General features: G+C 65.1%; 14 protein-coding genes. 1 reads left to right on the top strand and 13 read right to left on the bottom strand.

All coding sequences use genetic code 11. The features are described 5' to 3' along the window. Positions 1 to 231: 231 nt before the first annotated feature. The 5 genes from AB7E19_RS11645 to AB7E19_RS11625 form a co-directional block, all read right to left on the bottom strand. Positions 232 to 1,524 (bottom strand): NAD(P)/FAD-dependent oxidoreductase, encoded by a 1,293-nt coding sequence (locus AB7E19_RS11645; protein ID WP_041212859.1) that lies wholly within the window; start codon positions 1,522 to 1,524, stop codon positions 232 to 234. Between the two features lie 74 nt (positions 1,525 to 1,598). After that, entirely contained in the window at positions 1,599 to 2,138 is a 540-nt protein-coding gene (gene ycfP, locus AB7E19_RS11640) for an alpha/beta hydrolase YcfP (protein ID WP_005331594.1), read from the bottom strand. A 184-nt stretch (positions 2,139 to 2,322) separates the two neighbouring features. Beyond that, positions 2,323 to 4,131 carry a M3 family oligoendopeptidase gene (locus AB7E19_RS11635; protein ID WP_323926003.1) on the bottom strand — a complete coding sequence of 603 codons (1,809 nt, stop codon included), beginning with the start codon at positions 4,129 to 4,131 and terminating at the stop codon, positions 2,323 to 2,325. Between the two features lie 78 nt (positions 4,132 to 4,209). Continuing rightward, a complete protein-coding gene (locus AB7E19_RS11630) occupies positions 4,210 to 6,000 on the bottom strand; it encodes a M3 family oligoendopeptidase (RefSeq protein ID WP_427935344.1) in 1,791 nt (596 codons plus the stop codon). A 169-nt stretch (positions 6,001 to 6,169) separates the two neighbouring features. Further along, complete coding sequence (locus AB7E19_RS11625; protein ID WP_427935342.1) at positions 6,170 to 7,081, bottom strand: DUF808 domain-containing protein; 912 nt, start codon at positions 7,079 to 7,081, stop codon at positions 6,170 to 6,172. A gap of 206 nt (positions 7,082 to 7,287) precedes the next feature. On the opposite strand from AB7E19_RS11625, the gene AB7E19_RS11620 reads away from it, so the two are divergent. Continuing rightward, positions 7,288 to 7,890, top strand: a complete 603-nt coding sequence (locus AB7E19_RS11620; protein WP_103243330.1) for a DUF924 family protein — start codon at positions 7,288 to 7,290, stop codon at positions 7,888 to 7,890. Between the two features lie 54 nt (positions 7,891 to 7,944). On the opposite strand, the gene AB7E19_RS11615 is transcribed toward AB7E19_RS11620, so the two are convergent. The 8 genes from AB7E19_RS11615 to AB7E19_RS11580 form a co-directional block, all read right to left on the bottom strand. Then, a complete protein-coding gene (locus AB7E19_RS11615) occupies positions 7,945 to 9,564 on the bottom strand; it encodes a methyl-accepting chemotaxis protein (RefSeq protein WP_202043834.1) in 1,620 nt (539 codons plus the stop codon). A 249-nt stretch (positions 9,565 to 9,813) separates the two neighbouring features. Next, positions 9,814 to 10,728 carry a protein translocase subunit SecF gene (secF, locus tag AB7E19_RS11610; protein ID WP_214004639.1) on the bottom strand — a complete coding sequence of 305 codons (915 nt, stop codon included), beginning with the start codon at positions 10,726 to 10,728 and terminating at the stop codon, positions 9,814 to 9,816. 109 nt (positions 10,729 to 10,837) lie between these two features. Beyond that, a complete protein-coding gene (gene secD, locus AB7E19_RS11605; RefSeq protein ID WP_427935339.1) occupies positions 10,838 to 12,640 on the bottom strand; it encodes a protein translocase subunit SecD in 1,803 nt (600 codons plus the stop codon). Between the two features lie 148 nt (positions 12,641 to 12,788). After that, complete coding sequence (locus AB7E19_RS11600; RefSeq protein ID WP_042883117.1) at positions 12,789 to 13,256, bottom strand: hypothetical protein; 468 nt, start codon at positions 13,254 to 13,256, stop codon at positions 12,789 to 12,791. A gap of 106 nt (positions 13,257 to 13,362) precedes the next feature. Continuing rightward, positions 13,363 to 14,223, bottom strand: coding sequence for a DUF6279 family lipoprotein (locus AB7E19_RS11595; RefSeq protein WP_041215412.1), 861 nt, complete (start codon positions 14,221 to 14,223; stop codon positions 13,363 to 13,365). Between the two features lie 51 nt (positions 14,224 to 14,274). Then, on the bottom strand, positions 14,275 to 15,138 hold the full coding sequence (locus AB7E19_RS11590; RefSeq protein WP_427935336.1) for a phosphotransferase: 864 nt from the start codon (positions 15,136 to 15,138) through the stop codon (positions 14,275 to 14,277). Beyond that, entirely contained in the window at positions 15,128 to 15,724 is a 597-nt protein-coding gene (lpoB, locus tag AB7E19_RS11585; RefSeq protein WP_239053339.1) for a penicillin-binding protein activator LpoB, read from the bottom strand. Before lpoB ends, AB7E19_RS11590 begins: the two co-directional genes overlap by 11 nt. After that, a complete protein-coding gene (locus AB7E19_RS11580) occupies positions 15,724 to 16,122 on the bottom strand; it encodes a YcfL family protein (RefSeq protein WP_124244362.1) in 399 nt (132 codons plus the stop codon). The genes lpoB and AB7E19_RS11580 overlap by 1 nt, the downstream gene beginning before the upstream one ends. Positions 16,123 to 16,161 lie beyond the last annotated feature (39 nt).

Here is a 16,161-nt window from a genome sequence, read left to right as displayed (position 1 = left end):
TCGTGCCACTTTCCCCCGCAAAGCGACCTTGGGCACCGGTGCTGGGGAGAGGGCTTCCGGCCACGATGAAAGCGGGACCTTGATGATGCAGACACGACTGCAGTTGCCTAGGCCCTCTGCGTCTTCGCCCTGGACGGCGGCAGGCGCTGTCAGGAGCGACTCGCGTCGGCCATAAAAAAAGGAGAGGCAAGCCTCTCCTTTTTGATGTTCGCAGCGGCAGCCGCCATGCACTCAGTGCAGCTTCATGCTCGGGCGCAGCACCCGGTTGATGCGGCCCACCAGCATGATGAGGCCGGTCTTGATGTAGCCGTGCAGGGCCACCTGGTGCATCCGGTAGAGGGAGATGTAGACGATGCGGGCGATGTAACCCTCCACCATCATGGAGCCCCGCATCAGGTTGCCCATCAGGCTGCCCACGGTGGAGAAGCGGCTCAAGGAGACCAGGGAGCCGTGATCGTGATAGCGGTAGGGCTTCATCTCGCCGCCATTCATCTTGGCCAGGATGTTCTTGAACGCCTGGGTCGCCATCTGGTGGGCGGACTGGGCGCGGGGCGGCACGAACTTGCCGTCCGGCTGCGGGCAGGCGGCGCAGTCGCCGATGACGAAGATGTTCTCGTCCCGGGTGGTCTGCAGGGTCTCGTGGACCACCAGCTGGTTGATGCGGTTGGTTTCCAGGCCCGCGATCTCCTTCATGAAGTCCGGCGCCTTGATGCCCGCGGCCCACACCATGAGGTCTGCTTCAATCAGCTCCCCATCCTTGGTGTGCAGGCCCTCGGCGGTCGCCTCGGTGATCATGGTGGCGGTGCGCACGTCCACGCCCAGCTTCACCAGCTCCTGATGGGCGGAGCCGCTGATGCGCTCCGGCAGGGCCGGCAGGATGCGGGGGCCCGCTTCCACCAGGGTCACCTTGAGGCTGTCTGTAGTGAGGTTCTTGAAGCCGTAGGCGTAGAGCTGCTCCACCGCGTTGTAGAGCTCGGCGGAGAGCTCGACGCCGGTGGCGCCGCCGCCGACGATGGCGATCTTCACCTTGTCACCGGGCTGGTATTCGGTGGCGAACTGCAGGAAGCGGTTCATCATGCTGTTGTAGAAGCGGTGCGCCTGGGAGGGGCTGTCCAGGAAGATGCAGTGATCCTTGATGCCCTTGGTGTTGAAGTCGTTGGAGACGGAGCCGATGGCCATCACCAGGATGTCGTAAGCCACTTCCCGCTCGTTGACCACCAGGGCGCCGCTCTCGTCGTGGATCGGCGCCAGCACGATGCGTTTCTCGTCGCGCTTGATGTCGGTCAGGCTGCCGAGCTGGAATTCGAAGCCGTGGTTCTTGGCGTGGGACTGGTAGCTCAGGGCGTCGATGCCCGCATCCATGGAGCCGGTGGCCACTTCGTGCAGCAGGGGTTTCCACAGGTGGGTGCGATTGCGATCCACCAGGGTGATCCTGGCCTTGTTCTTCTTGCCCAGCTTGCGGCCCAGGCTGGTCGCAAGCTCGAGACCACCGGCGCCACCGCCTACAACGACAATATTCATCATGATGATTTTCCTTGGTTCCTCAAAACGAAAGGGAGCCATTGGCTCCCTAAAACGAAATCGGTTGACGTGATGGCTCAGGCTTCTTTGAAGGCCTTCATCCGTTGCAGATGGTGCGAGATGTTCTTGAACTTATGGGTCTCGCGCTCATCCCATACGATGTCGTAATAGTTCTTCAATTCACGTTCAGTGTCCCGATTATCGCGGATTTCATCCTGAACGGAAAGGATGCACAGGCAGTTTCCTGAATTTTTATTACGAAATTCGGTTACACACTTGGTGCCGATGTCCTCGTACTCTTCCGGCCTGTCGATCTTGCCCTGCATGTTCTCTTCCGGGTGCAGGTTGGGGTTGAAGACCACCTGCTTGATGCCGCACAGAAACCCGATCCGCTCGCTCCAGTAGCCACCCAGGCCCACGCCGCAGATGAGGGGTTTGGGATCGGTGCTCATGTCGAGCTGCTTCTTCACTTCCTTGAGCAGGTGGCTCATGTCGTGGCGGGGGTGAACCGTGCTGTAGTGCACGAAACGCACATCATCATCGATAAACTGCAACTGCAGCACTTTTTCATGATTGCCGGGGCTGGTGGCATCAAAGCCATGCAGATAGATGATCATGGACAAGACCTCAAAAACTGTGTCGGTTCTATCGAAACTACCCCAGCGACAGGGCCTTGCGCCACCAAAACATCCCACTTTCTTGCTTTGGATCACGCCCCTTCGGGCCACCAAACCGCGCGTCGGGGCCGCTGTGGCAGCGCCATGCCCCGGCGGGACATGGCGCAAACCGGGTCTGGCGAGGTTAACTGCCGCACTGGGCGAAGCGCGCCACCGCCGCTTCCACCAGGGCCAGGCTCCCCTGCCAGAAGGCGGGTTTTCGAATGTCCTGCCCCAAATGCCGTTCGACCAGTTCTTCGGCGCTCATGCGACCGGTGTCTCGCAGCAGGGCACGGTAGGCCTTCGCCACCCCCGCCTCCCCTGCGGCCTGGCGGCTCATCAGCTGCTGATAGACCCCGAGGCTGAACAGATAGCCAAAGAGGTAGGGGTAGTTGTAAAAACCGAAGCCCGCGATGGAGAAGTGCGCCTTGGCGGCCCAGAACAGGGGGTGATAACGGTCGAGGCTCTGCTCGTACCAGCGCCCCCAGGCCTCGTCGGTGAGCCCCTTGAGCCGGGCCGACGACACATAGCCCTGCTCGCGCTCGGCCACCAGGGCCCGCTCGAAGTCGAAGCGGGCCGGGATGTTGACCAGGAAGGTGGCGGCGCCATCGGCATCCGCCCAGGCGATGGCCAGACGCTCCTCGGCGCTTCGGGCCTGCTCGTAGAGGGCGCTGCGCACCAGGGTCTCGGCGAAGATGGAGGCGGTTTCCGCCAGGGTCATGGGGTAGCTGCGCTGGCTCATGGGCAAGTCGCGGATGAGCCAGTTGTGCCAGGCGTGACCGAGCTCGTGGGCCAGCGTGATGACGTTGTCCATGGTGCCCGCATAGGTGATGAAGACCCGCGGCTCCACCGGCTCGGCAAACTTGGTGCAATAGGCCCCGGTGCGCCGGTTGGGGGTGGGGGCGGCATCAATCCAGCCACGCTCGGCCATCATGCGGGCAAAGTCCCCCATCTCGGGGTCAAAGCGCGCGAAGGCCAGGGCGATGATGTCGACCGCTTCCTCGAAGGGGATCTCCCGGCGGCTGGCGGCAGGGGGCGGCGCAAAGAGATCCTCCGGCCCCAGCACCTCGAGGCCGAGGTGACCGGCCATCAGCCCCAGGGCCCGCTGGCCCAGATGGCGGGCCTGCCAGGTCTCCGCCATCAGGGTATCCAGAGTCGCCCGCTCGATGTGGCTCTGGTGGCAGGAGAGATCCAGGGCATCGAGGCGCCGGTGTTTGCCGCGCTGGCGCGAGAGCTCCAGGCGCCAGCCGTTGAGGGCGTTGAGGATGGCAGCCACTGTCTCCTGCTCCCCTTCCCAGCCGGCGCTGATGGCATCGAAGGCCTCTTTGCGCAGGGCACGATCCGGGCTGGAGAGCAGGTTGCTCGCCTCTGCCAGCCCCATCTCGCGACCCGCGATCACCAGCCTTATCTTGCCCACCAGATCGTTGTAGAGGTTGCCCCAGGCGTGCAGGCCGTCGGTCCCAAGGCCGATGACCAGCTGCTCCGCCTCCACCGGCAGCCGCTGATCCTGCAGGCGACGCTCGTGGCGCAGCCGGTACCCCTCCTCCCCGAGCAGGGGGTCGGCCATCAGTTGCTCAAACTCGGGCGCAGGCAGCCCCAGCATCAGATCTTCGATGGGGGCAAGCGTCTTGAACAGGTCCGCATTGAGGGCACGGGCCCGGGAGGCAACCTGCTTGGCGAGGGGATCCCGGGCGTCCTGGCTCCCCTTGCAGGCGGCCAGCACGGCGATGTTCCAGCCGATGTCGCGAATGCGCCGGGCCCGCAGGCGTACCTCCCTGAGGAAGTCCTGCAAAGCGCCTGGGGTGCGAGGAACCAGGGCCAGTCCCTCGATAAAACCGCTCAGCTCGGCCAGGCTGGCGCGGGCCAGGCTCATGTCCGCCTCGAGGACACAGCTGTCGAGGGAAGGGTAGATGTGATCATTTTGCCACTGCTGTGGATAGACTCGTTGTTGCATCGAACGCTCATCGTCAGGGACGGGCCTGGCCCGTCGTGAAATCCAGGTGGCCAGAGCCACCACCTTCGCGGGCAGGCTTCACACCAGCCGCTCGAGGCGCACCACCGCCTCTTCCACATAGCGCAGGCTCTCCTGCCAGAACCCGGGTTCGCGGATATCGACCCCCAGGTGCTTCTCCACCAGCGCCTCGGCGCTCATGCGGCCGGTATCTCGCAGCAGGGCGCGATAGGCGGGCACAAACTCGCCCCCGGCCCGCGCATGCTGGGCATAGAGCCCCAGGCTGAAGAGATAGCCAAACAGATAGGGGTAGTTGTAAAACCCGGACTCGGCGATGGAGAAGTGACCCTTGCTGGCCCAGAACAGCTCGTCATACTGGCTGAGGGCGTCACCATAGCACTGCTGCTGCGCCGATTTCATCATCTCCCGCATCTGGCTCGCCCCCACGTAACCCGCCTCCCGCGCCGTCACCAGGGCGCGCTCGAAGGCAAAGCGGGCGGGGATGTCGAGAAGCAGGCTCGCGGCACGCTCCCCGTCCAGCCAGGCGATGGCCCGGCGCTGCTCCACCTTGTCGGTGGCGGCCAGCAGGGCATCGCGCACCAGGATCTCGGCAAAGAGGGAGGCGGTCTCCGCCAGCGTCTTGGGGTAGCCCCGCTGTTCGAAGGGAAGATCCCGCAGCAACCAGCTGTGCCAGGCGTGGCCGAGCTCATGGGCCAGGGTGATGACGTTGTCCATGGTCCCCTCGAAGGTGAGGAAGACCCTTGGCTCGGGCGGATCGGCATACTCGGTGCAATAGGCGCCGCTTCGCCTGTGCTCGCTCGGGGCCGCATCGATCCACCCCTTGTCGGCCATCATGCGGACAAACGCCCCCATCTCGGGGTCGAAGGCGGCAAAGGCCTCCATCACCAGATTCAGCGCCTGCTCGAAGCCGAACTTGCCGTGCACGGCCTGGGGCGCCGGGGCAAAGAGATCCCAGGGGGCGAAGTCGGTGATCTGCTGGGCACAGGCCATGGCCCGCAAGGCGCGGCGCCCGAGCTCCCTGTGCTCCCCGGCCGCCGCCATCAGGGTCTCCAGGGTCGCGCCCGTGATGTGTTCCTGATGGCAGGTGACCTCGAGGGCATCCAGCCTGCGCCCCTTGCCGCGCTGGCGGCCGAGCTCGTTGCGCCAGCCGTTGATGGCGTTGAGAATGGCGGCCACCGTCTCCTGCTCCGCCTCCCAGGCGCCCTGGATGGCGTGCCAGGCACTGGCGCGCCGCGCTCTGTCCGGGTGGGCGAGCAGGTTGTCCGCCTGGGCAAGCCCCATGGGCACCCCCTCCACCACCGGCAGCAGCCGCCCCACCAGGTTGTCGTAGAGATCTCCCCATCCCTGCAGGCCGTCCACCGCCAACCCCTCGATGAGCTGCTCGCTCTCGAGCGAAAGCCACTGATCCTGCAGCGCTCTGTCGTGATGGATGTGGTAGGCGAGCTCGAAGAGCTCGGGGTCTTGCAGCAGGGTGCGCACCAGTGACTCGGGGGCGCGAACCCAGAACAGGTCCACCGGCTTGCTGCGCTGGGCCAGGGTCGCCTCCAGCTGCTGGCCCCGGGAAAGCAGTACCCGGGCCTCCTCGTCGCGCCCGTTCTGGCTCAGCCGGTTGTAACCATAGACCTGGCTGTTCCAGGCCTGGGTCTTCACCCCGTTGGCCTCGCGGCGGATGGCCCGCAGCAGGTGGCGCAGGGCATTGGCATTCGCAACGGGATGGGCGGGATCCGGCAGGTCCGCCAGGAGGGCGTCAAGCCGGGTGAGGGCGCGGGCAGCCTCCTGGAAGGCGGCCTCGATGGCAGGATCGTCGGGGGCGGCATAGATGTGATCATCTCGCCAAACGGGTGGTTTCATGGTTGTCCTTGTCTGTTTGCGTCCATATCGGGTCACCCCGCCTCTGCGGGCGGGTGAAACCGGATAGTACGAAGGGGGCCAGGCACTTGCCTAGCCCCCATTCGAGGCAACCCGCAGAAGAGCGCCCCCGGGTGCGACGGCCCCTGTCGGCCCTCCCCCGACAAGCGACCTATTTGGCGGGCTGAAGCTTGCTCACCAGGGTCATGGCCACCACCAGCACCAGCCCTGCCACCACGCCGGCCAGGGCGCTCAGCAGGGTGGGCGTCACCACGGCCAGTACCCCGCCGACCCCGGGCAGGGCGGCCACCGTGTCCGCCGTCCCTTCGATGAGATGATGGAGGAAGGGCCAGCCATGGACCAGAATGCCGCCGCCGACCATGAACATGGCGATGGTGCCCACCAGGGCAAGCAGGTGCATCAGACGGGGCGCCGTCACCAGCAGCCCCTGCCCCACCGCCCGGCGCACGGCGCCGCCATCGGGCTTTTGCAGCAGGTGCAGACCGATGTCGTCGAGCTTGACGATGAGCCCCACCAGGCCATAGACCCCGACGGTCATCAGCAGGGCGATGCCCGCTACCACGGCGATCTGCAGGCCCAGGCTCGACCCCTGCACGGTGCCGAGGGCGATCACGATGATCTCCGCCGAGAGGATGAAATCGGTGCGAATGGCCCCCTTCACCTTCTGGTGCTCATAGGCCGCCAGATCCTCGGGCACCGGCGCCGCCTGATGCGCCTTTTCCTCGTGGGGCAGGAACTTGTGGACCAGCTTCTCCGCCCCCTCGAAACAGAGGTAGGCCCCCCCCAGCATCAGGAGCGGGGTGATGAGCCAGGGGATAAGAGCACTGATGGCGATGGCGGCAGGCACCAGAATGAGCTTGTTGCGAAACGATCCCTTGGCCACCGCCCACACCACCGGCAGCTCACGCTCGGCCCGCACCCCGGAGACCTGCTCTGCATTGAGGGCGAGATCGTCCCCCAGCACCCCGGCCGTCTTCTTCGCCGCCACCTTGGTCATCAGGGCGACATCATCGAGCACGCTGGCAATATCATCGAGCAGGGTCAACAAACTGGCTCCGGCCATATCTGGCATTCCTTCTATTGAGTGGGACACATCCGGGCTGCCCCGGTCAGGGTGATGAGGGGGTCAGGGGACCACGGGTCCATCCGGGGATCACCCTTTGGGGCAAAAGATGGCACAGTGTAACGGGAAGCCGCCACGGCGGCAGCCCCCCATGGCAGATCCCCTGCTCCGTTTTCACCTCACGGCCACCGGCCCAAGGAGTTCCCATGCAACCCTGGCAACCTCTGCTCGATTTCTGGTTTGGCGATGACGCAGACGACGCCCCCCGTGCCGCCCGTCAGGCCCCCCTCTGGTGGGGCAAGAGCAGCGAGACCGATGCCCTGCTGGCCTCACGCTTCGGCGAACTGGCGGCCCGTGCCGCAGCAGGCGAGCTCGCCCGTTGGGAGGACGATCCCGCAGGGCGCCTGGCCCTCATCCTGCTGCTGGACCAGCTGCCGCGAAACCTTCACCGCCACACCCCCGCCGCCTTCGCCCAGGACGACAAGGCCAGGGCGCTGTGCCTCAAGGGGCTCACCCTCGGGGTCGACAAGGGGCTCTCGCCGCTGGCCCGGGTCTTCTTCTATCTGCCCCTCGAGCACGCGGAGTCCAGAGAGCAGCAGGCCAGAAGCGTCGCCCTGTTCGAGGCCCTGGCCGACGAGCAGGCCACAGGCCCGGCCCGGGCCACCTTCGAAGGCTTTGCCGACTTTGCCCGGCGCCACCAGGTGATCGTCGAGCGCTTTGGCCGCTTCCCCCACCGCAACGCCATCCTGGGCAGGGCGAGCACGGAGGAAGAGGCCGCCTTCCTGCAACAGCCCGGGTCGGGGTTCTGACATAAAAAAATCCCCGCCATGGGCATGGCGGGGAGAGAACAATCGATCCGCGCATCACTGGATGCGATAGCGGGAGATCTGCTGGTGGATATTCTCCGTGGTCACGTTCAGCTCCTCTGCGGCGGCGGAGGTCTCCTCCGCCGTGCTGCTGGTCTGCTGCACCACCTGGGCTATCTGCTCGACCTGGAGGGCGATGGATTCCGCCGCCGAGGTCTGCTCGCGGATGGCCAGGGTGATCTCGCCGACCTGATCCATGACGCGATGGGAGGCCTGGCGGATCTGGGTGATGATGGCACCGCTTTCCGTCGCCATGGCCACCCCTTGCGCCACCTTCTCCTCCACCAGGACCATTCTGGCCACCGTGGCCTCGGACCCTTGCTGGATAGCCTCCACCGTCCTTGAGATCTCCTGGGTCGACTGGGCCGTCCGCTCCGCCAGCTTGCGCACCTCGTCGGCGACCACCGCAAAGCCGCGTCCCTGCTCACCGGCCCGCGCCGCCTCGATGGCGGCGTTGAGCGCCAGCAGGTTGGTCTGCCCCGCCACATCGTTGATGACGTTCACCACCCCACCGATGCGGGAGATCCCCTCCCCCAGCGCCGTCACATCGCGAGAGGCCTGACGAATGGCGTCGGCGATGTCGTTGATGGCGAGCACAGTGCGCTCTATGGTGGCCCCGCCGTCACTGGCGAGCTTGCCGGATTCATTGGTGATGCGGCTGGTCTCCTGGGTGCGCTGGGAGATGTCCGTGATGCTCACGCTCATCTCCTCCACCCCGGCGGCGATAAGGCTGGTGGCGTCATTGGCCTGACTCGCCGACTCCGCCATGTGCTGGGCCGCCTGGGAGAGAGACTCTGCCGTGCTCTTGATCTGCAGGCTGCCCACCGAAAACTCGGTGAAGGTCTGCTGCAAGGTGTCCAGCAGGCGGTTGACCGCCGTCAGCGTCTGGCCGATCTCGTCCTGCTGGCTCACATTGGCCCGCAGGGTGAAGTTCAGGTCGCGCTGGATCTCGGACAGGGTCGCCATGGCCAGACGGAGGGGATTGGCGACCTGCCTGAACAGCCAGAGAAAGAGCACCAGCGTGAGGGCGCCCGCGCCCACCGAGATGAACAACAGGGCCTGCATGCTGCTATCGGCATTCTGCTCGCCTCGCAGCTTGACGGCGTCACCTTGCTGGATGTTGAAGTGGACGTGCTTGTCGATGGCCTGGGAAAGCTGCTCAAACAAGGGGGCAAGCTCCGTGTCGATCGCCTCTCTGGCCTCCACATTCTTGTTCTCGCGGGACAGGCGCAGGACGTCTTCAGAGGCCTTGCCGTACTGGGCAACCAGGCGCCGATCATCGGCGACGAGCTGCCTGTCCTCCTCATTGGAGATCATCCCGCTTTCATACTGGCTCAGCAGGGCGTCCATATTGGTGTGAAGGGATGCAATGCTCTGCTCTATCTGACTCATCTTGCCGTCGTCGGTGTTGAGCACGTGCGCCTGGATCAATGAATGCAGGGCGTAGAAGTCTGTTTGTATCTCCTTGATCGTGGAAATGCTGGGGACTGTGTTGTCTGTTACATAGCTGAGATCCGCATTGGCGGAGGAGAGTCTGCTGATGCTGAACCAGCTGAGACACCCCAGGGCCAGCATGACCAGCAGGGCAATAAGTTGAAGCCGACGAGCGATATTCATGAGTGCTTACTCCATCCATAGACTCCCTGCCAGTGTAGCCGAAGCGGGCCCCGAAAATAGCGCCTAAAACATGCATTTCATTACACTTTTCAACTTCTGCTCGGCCGCGTCACACACGCCGCCCCAGCCCGGCCTTCGGGACCGCCGCGCCCCCTCTGGCAGAATGGAAAAAGGAAGGCATTCGCCTTCCTTTTTTGCCCGGGGCGGCCGCACTGGCCGCCCATGTGCCCCGTGACGGGGCGCCGGCGGTCACGCCGCCTCGGCCAGCTCCTCCTCTTTTTTCTGGTAAGCCTGGGGGGAGAGCCCCAGCAGCTCCTGCACGGTGGAGGCCACCGTGATGGAGGAGAGCGTCCCCACCAGGATGCCGGCGAACAGGGTGAATGAGAAGCCGTAGAGGGCGTCGCCGCCGAACAGGAGCAGGGCCCCCACGGTGAAGAGGGTGGTGCCCGAGGTGATCATGGTGCGGCTGAAGGTGGCCTTGATGGCCACGTCCGAGCACTCGTGGATCCCCATGCGGGTACGCGACCCCAGCAAGTCCCGCAGCCGGTCCGAGATGACGATGCTGTCGTTGAGGGAGTAGCCTATCACCGCCATCAGGCCCGCGATGACGTTGAGGTCGAACTCGATGTCAAAGAGCGCGAGCAGCCCGATGGCCACCAGACCGTCGTGCAGCACCGACACCAGGATGCCGATGGCCTGGCGCCACTCGAAGCGCACCGCCAGGTAGGCGGAGATGGCGAGCGAGGCCACCAGCACCGCCAGCATCCCCTGCTGGAACAGCTCCGCGCCCACCTGGGGCCCGACGATGGTGGTGCGCAAGAGCTCCACCGGCAGGGCGAGTTGCAGCCCCAGCATGGTCGCCAGATCCTCCGCCGCCCAGGGCAGCGCGTGGGGGGGCAGCTTGATGAGCCACTCGCCGGGCACACCGGCGCCGTGCAGCTCCACCACCCCCGCCAGGGGCGCCGTCAGCAGAGCGTTGAGCTCATGGGCCTCCTTCAGGGTCTGGATGCGAAACTCCAGCAGGATGCCGCCGGTGAAATCGAGCCCGAGGGCGAGCCCTTTTGTCGCAAGGACGGCCACGCAGGCCAGGGTCAGCAGCACGGAGGCCCACAGCCCGATATAGCGCCAGCGGGTCAGCCCCATGGCCAGGATCATTCTCAGCATTGTTCTTCCCTCGACGTCAGGTGGTTCAGGCTTCCCGGCAGGAAGCGGTCGGTGCGCAGGTCATACAGACTCACGGGCGCGGCGTCATGGTGATGAAGTCGGTTCATGGTCATACCCTCAGCAGCTTGGCGCGGCTGTTGCCCCACAGGGGGTTGATGATGGCGCGGGTGCCCCAGATGCCGGTCACCATGCTGGAGATGAGCCCCAGGATCAGGGTGATGGAGAAGCCCTGCAGCGGCCCGGAGCCGATGGCATAGAGCACCACGGCGCAGATGAGGGTGGTGATGTTGGCATCGAAGATGGTGCGAAACGCCGAGCGATAACCAAAGTCGATGGCGTTGGCCAAAGACCCCCCTTCCCGCAGCCGGTCCTTGATCCGCTCAAAAATCAGCACATGGGTATCCACCGCCATGCCGACGGTGAGCACCAGACCGGCGATCCCCGGCAGAGTCAGCACGGCCCCCGGCAATACCGCCAGCATGCCCACCTGCATCAGCAGGTTGGCGACCAGCGCCGTGATGGCGACCCAGCCGAACTTGCGATACCAGGCCATCATGAACAGCATCATGCCCGCCATGCCGAACGCCAGGGCGGTGAAGCCCGCCTCGATGTTCTGCAGACCCAGGGTCGGGCCTATGCTGCGCTCTTCCAGGATCTTCAGCGGCGCGGTGAGGGCCCCGGCCCGCAGCAGCATGGCGAGCTCCTGGGCCTCGGGCAGGCTGCCAATCCCGGTGATGCGGAACTGGTTGCCAAGGGCGGTCTGGATGGTGGCGACGTTGATCACCTCGCTTCGGGCGCGCAGCTTGCCTTCGGCGTTGGTCTTGTACTCGGTGAAGACGGTGGCCATGGGCTTGCCCACGTGCTGGCGGCTGAACTGGTTCATCTTGCTCCCACCCAGGGTGTCGAGCACGATGTTGACCTGGGGCTGCCCCATCTCCCCCATGTTGGCGCGGGCATCGACGATGTGCTCGCCGCTCAGCACCGGCTGGCGGGCCAGCCCCACCGCCTGGCCGCTGCGATCCGCCATGAAGAAGCGGCTGTCGGCCTTGGCTTCATAGAAGGCCAGGGATGCGGTGGCGCCGATCACCTCTTTCGCCTGCTTGGGGTTGTGCACCCCGGGCAGCTCGATGCGGATGCCGTCCTGCCCCTGACGCACCACCGAGGCCTCGACGATGCCGAGCTCGTTGATCCGCTTTTTCAGGATCGACAGGTTCTGGGTCACGGCGTTGTTCACCAGCAGGGTGCGCTCGGCGTCGCTCAGCACCAGGGTCAGTGCATTGCCGGAGCGGCTCAGTGTCCACTGATCCTGGCGGGTACCGGCACTCTCCTTGATGATGGAGAGCCAGGCCTCCTGCCCCGCCACGTCGGGCAGGGTGACGGCCACGCTCCCCTGGGCGGTGCGCATCACGCTGGCGCCGCGCAGGTTGGCCTCGCGAAAACGGGTGCGCAGGGTATCCACCAGGTTCTTGGTCTGGTTGTCGATGACGAAATCCACGTCCACCCCGATCAGCAGCTGGGAGCCACCGCGCAGGTCCAGCCCGAGCTTGATGGGGTCGGCGCCGAGCCGGCTGATCCAGGCCGGGGCATTGGAGTAGAACTCCAGGGTCAGGGCGGCGCTGTCCAGCCCCTGCTGCTCCAGCAACTGCTTGGCCAGTTGCTGCTCCCCCTGGCTGGCGAACACCAGCGCCATCCGGCCACCCTGGGCGATCTGCTTGAGGGGGTCGATGTGGTTCTTGGCCAGCAGGGTGCGCTGCGCGTCGCTCAGGCGCGACTGGCCGTGCAGACCGAGGGAGGGCTGCTCACCGAAGAAGGTAGGCAGGGAATAGAACGCGAACGTGACCAGCATCAGCAGCAACAGGGCGTACTGCCACAGGCTCATGCGGTTCAACACGGTATGACTCTTTTTTCTCATGAAATCGGCCTCTGTCAGGCGATGGCAAGGGGCGACACCGGGGTCGCACCGTGCAAAAAAATGAAACAAGACAGCCTAGCCGTTCACTAAAAGTGAACAGCAACAGAGAGAAGATGAGGCAACAGGTGGCAAGCTGACCCCATCGGGATCAGGCGAGGAAGCTCTGGGCGAAGCGGTACTGCAGATGCCGGCGCTGCAGGCGGCGCCTGTGAATGCCGGCGAAGTGATCGCGAAAGCTCGTCCCCGGGTAGAAGAGGGCGGCATAGAACAGCAGGCCGCACAGCAGCAGCAGGATCGCCTGCTGGGACCAGCTCATCACCAGCTCGTAGACCACGCTGCCGGGCTGATGATCGCGGCTCAGGGAGTGCTCGAGGCGCAGCAGGTGATTCTGGTGGGAGCCGACGAACTTGACGATGCCATCGTCACTGCCGCTGACGCCGTGGGCCACCGGGCTTGCGTCGGCAGGTGCCGCCCCCTCCGCCAGCGAGTGGGCCTGCTGGGCCGAGGGCTGGAACGCGGGTACCTTGACCCCCTCCACCGAGAGGGTAGAGAACAACAGTGCGAGGGTGATGAGCAGGGTCATCGCCGCCAGTTTCACGTTGTCGGTCAGGTTCAAAAGTTAATTCCCACACAATAGAAAGGGCAAGCTACCACAGCCTGCCCCACAAGAACAAGGGCGGCAGGCCCGGGGCCCGCCGCCCTTGTGTTGTCTCACCGCACCCTCAGCGGCTGCGGGTCATGCCCTCGAAGTCCTCGGCATAGTCCTTGAGCAGGGTGTAGAGGTGGGCCCGCTGGGAGAGATCCATGGAGTGGCTGAGATCGCTCAGCCACTGGATGGTGCGCTGGCGGGACTGGTCCGTGTAGCCGGTGAAGCGGCCATCCATCAGGCCGTCCCCCTGCTGGAGCAAGCGGGTCAGCTCCTGGCCGAAATCCGGACTCTGGCGCTGTTTCATCAGCCGATCAAGCTCCTTGGTCCAGGCCTCCTGAAAGTCGAGCCAGGGGGCCATCATCTCGTATTGCCACTCGGCCCACTGCGTGATGAGAGGCTCCTGGGCCGGCTTCACCTTGCCAATCCAGAACACCAGGCGCTCGTTCATCTTCTCCCGAAATCCCTTGATCATCTCGGCCTTCGACTGGGTGGCAAAATCGTGCTGACGCTCCTGCTGGCGCTTCACCCGATCGGCCATGAAGCGAGCCACCTGCTCGTCGGTCAGGGTCTTGGCGAGGCGCACCGTGCGGGGAATGGCGTTCTCCAGGGTGCGGGTCAGGCTCGCCTGGGTTCTGTCCAGATGCAGGGTCACCTGGGCCGGGCTCATGGGGCTGGCCACCGCCTTGGCCAGGGCATCGAGATCCCGGGCATAGATGGGCAGCTCATGCTGCCGGTGCCAGGCCATCAGCCCCTTCACCTCCTGGTCCAGCAGCTTCTTCTGGCTGCGGTCCAGGGAGAAGTAGTCGTCCAGTTGCCAGACGATGGCCGAGTCGAGCCAGTAGTAGATCACCCGGGTGGCGCAACCCGTCAGCAGCAGGCAGAGCAGCAGCAGGCTCCAGCTACGCGGTTGACGCCATGAGAATGTGGTCACCATGCATGCCTCCCATTCATTGAATACACCCGTCGCGCAGGCCGTTGCCGGGCATCACTCCAGGCGCTGGCGGTTGATGTCGATCAGGGCCTGATACTCGGGCCCGGGTTGCTGTTCGGCCATCAGCAGCGCCCACAGCAGGCCGATGTAATCGACCCAGGGCAGGAAGGCGTCGGCCTGGAATCCCCGGGGCCCCAGCCCCGTCGCTGCCCCGTCCATGGCTTCAAGATAGCAGCTCTCCAACTGGCACCGCTGCTCTTCGCTCCAGCCGTGGGTGCGCTGAATGCTGGCGACCTCGAACCCCGGATGGCCGGCGGCGCCGTACTCCCAGTCGATGACCCAGGGCCGCGACCCCAACAAGTTAGCCGGATTGAGATCGTGATGGCAAGGGAGCCAGCAGTCGTCCGGCTCCCGGCTCGCGAGCAGGGCCCGCTCCAGCGCGGGCAGCCAGGGAGGGATATGGGCCAGACGCTGCCGATAACCGCTGCTGTGGGCCCGCACCGCCATCACCACGGTCGGCACCGGCAGGCGGTGCAGCCGCACCAGCACATCCGCCATCAGGCGGGGTTGCGCGGCGAGAGGCGGCGCCTGCTCGGCCCAGTTGGGTTCGTCGCACCACGCCAGCAGCATCAGGCCGGTGGCGGGATCGCCGTGATGACAGGGCAACGCCAGCCCCTGCCCCACCGCCCCCTGGTAGAGCTGCCACTCGGTGGCCCGGTCGATGCCAAGGCGCACCGGATCCGGATGACCGCGGCGCAGGAAGGCCTGCTCGCCAGTGGGGAGGCTGAGCCGGTAGTTGCCGTTGGTCAGGCCCTGGCCCAGCGGCTCAAGGCGCCCCTGATCCCAGGGCACCGGCAGGCTGGCGAGGAGCGCCAGCTCCGCCAGATCCCCCTGCCCCCGTGGGTCCTCACCAGCCAAAGGTGGACTTCTTGGCCTGTTTGCGGATCTCTTTCTGATCGGCCCACAGCAGTTCGCCGTTCTCCACATCCATCAGGTTCATGGTCATCTGGTAGTAGACGTCCTTCACCTTGCCGTTGTCCTTGACGATGCTGGCGAGGTTGCCATAGACCATGTAGCGGGCACCGGTCTGCTTGCCGAGCCGCACCATGGTGGCGGGATCCACCATGCCGCTGCCCTGCTGGTATTCGAGCTGCTGCTTGACCGCCGCCACCTTGCTCATGTCCACGAAGCGGAACTTGCCCGAGCGCAGCAGCTTGGTGCGGATAGTGTCGGTGATGGCCTCGGTGTCGATGTGCTCCGAGGTCTTGTTGCGGATGGAGTCCATGAACATCACCGGGCGGCCCCCGGCGGTGATCTCGCTGGTGGCCGGGGACGCCAGCATGGAATCCGCCATCTTGTCGGCAATGGCCTGCAAGTCGGAGGAGCCGTAATCGACGGTCACCGTCTCGGTCTCGGTGGGATCGCCATAGCTGACGGTGGTGCTGGAACAGCCGCCCAGCAGCAGGGTGCCGGTCAGGATCAGCAGGGCATGATTCATTTTCATCAGTAGGATTCCTCCATCACTTCGCGAACGTAAATCCGGTAACCCCGTGCAGCCGGGCTTGGCGCCAGGGCGGACAGGGTGCGGGTCTGGTAGCCATGCAGCTTGAGGGGGGTCCAGCCGCGGCCATCGCTGGCCACCTCCTGCCCCGCGTCGTCATACCAGTAGAAGAGATATTGCAGCGTGTTGTCACCACGCTGGGTGCTGGCCGCCGCCACGTTGACCTGCAACAGGCCGTTCTGCTGGCGCCGGCTGAGCTCGGTCAGGGTGACGTTGACGTTTTGATGCTGCTCGGCCACCGCCGCCGCACCGGCCGCGCCATAGAGCGCCACGCCGGAAGTATTGGTGGCACAGCCCATCAGCAGCAGAACCAGGCCCAGGGCCAACCCTTGTGCTTTCATCTTGTTCTCCTTGCCGGTGGCCGTCGGCCTGACCGGTCA

The organism is Aeromonas sp., from assembly GCF_050252055.1.
Taxonomy (GTDB): Bacteria; Pseudomonadota; Gammaproteobacteria; order Enterobacterales; family Aeromonadaceae; genus Aeromonas; species Aeromonas caviae.
Note: the sequence above shows the minus strand (reverse complement) of the source record. Positions and strands in the feature narration are given on the sequence as shown.

Excerpts from the sequence above, each read along its gene's own strand:
- AB7E19_RS11645 (WP_041212859.1), bottom strand. The coding sequence starts at position 1,524 with ATGATGAATATTGTCGTTGTAGGCGGTGGCGCCGGTGGTCTCGAGCTT.
- ycfP (WP_005331594.1), bottom strand. The coding sequence starts at position 2,138 with ATGATCATCTATCTGCATGGCTTTGATGCCACCAGCCCCGGCAATCAT.
- AB7E19_RS11635 (WP_323926003.1), bottom strand. The coding sequence starts at position 4,131 with ATGCAACAACGAGTCTATCCACAGCAGTGGCAAAATGATCACATCTAC.
- AB7E19_RS11630 (WP_427935344.1), bottom strand. The coding sequence starts at position 6,000 with ATGAAACCACCCGTTTGGCGAGATGATCACATCTATGCCGCCCCCGAC.
- AB7E19_RS11625 (WP_427935342.1), bottom strand. The coding sequence starts at position 7,081 with ATGGCCGGAGCCAGTTTGTTGACCCTGCTCGATGATATTGCCAGCGTG.
- AB7E19_RS11620 (WP_103243330.1), top strand. The coding sequence starts at position 7,288 with ATGCAACCCTGGCAACCTCTGCTCGATTTCTGGTTTGGCGATGACGCA.
- AB7E19_RS11615 (WP_202043834.1), bottom strand. The coding sequence starts at position 9,564 with ATGAATATCGCTCGTCGGCTTCAACTTATTGCCCTGCTGGTCATGCTG.
- secF (WP_214004639.1), bottom strand. The coding sequence starts at position 10,728 with ATGCTGAGAATGATCCTGGCCATGGGGCTGACCCGCTGGCGCTATATC.
- secD (WP_427935339.1), bottom strand. The coding sequence starts at position 12,640 with ATGAGAAAAAAGAGTCATACCGTGTTGAACCGCATGAGCCTGTGGCAG.
- AB7E19_RS11595 (WP_041215412.1), bottom strand. The coding sequence starts at position 14,223 with ATGGTGACCACATTCTCATGGCGTCAACCGCGTAGCTGGAGCCTGCTG.
- lpoB (WP_239053339.1), bottom strand. The coding sequence starts at position 15,724 with ATGAAAATGAATCATGCCCTGCTGATCCTGACCGGCACCCTGCTGCTG.
- AB7E19_RS11580 (WP_124244362.1), bottom strand. The coding sequence starts at position 16,122 with ATGAAAGCACAAGGGTTGGCCCTGGGCCTGGTTCTGCTGCTGATGGGC.